Below are 396 nucleotides of genomic sequence, written 5' to 3' on the forward strand. Positions count from 1 at the left end.
ATGAGAACGTTAAGAAATCTGTATGAAAATAGGAAATTGACGATGTGTGCTTGCACACAAGGAGATTTATCTTTTTCACTAAGATTTTAGTTCGAATACAATTAAGCTTCACGTAATAGAATAGTACACCACTAATAATGAAACAACCAGTTTATTAGTCGGGGCCTTAGCTCAGCTGGGAGAGCGCCTGCTTTGCACGCAGGAGTCAGCGGTTCGATCCCGCTAGGCTCCATTATCTAGGATACAAAGAGATGTTCGGCTAGCCGAAATTCTGTAGAAAATTAGGAATCTGACACCGTGTGCTTGCACACAAGGAAGATTATCTATTTTCCTAAGAAATTAATCTCGTGTTCAACTAGATAAATGATATTTGAATACGAACCTAAACTTACTAGA

General features: G+C 38.6%; 1 tRNA gene. It reads left to right on the forward strand.

Annotation, left to right across the window (positions count from 1 at the left end):
* Positions 1–160: 160 nt before the first annotated feature.
* Positions 161–232: transfer RNA gene (locus AT575_RS10195), tRNA-Ala, on the forward strand.
* Positions 233–396: the final 164 nt, after the last annotated feature.

The organism is Streptococcus penaeicida, from assembly GCF_002887775.1.
GTDB lineage: Bacteria > Bacillota > Bacilli > Lactobacillales > Streptococcaceae > Streptococcus > Streptococcus penaeicida.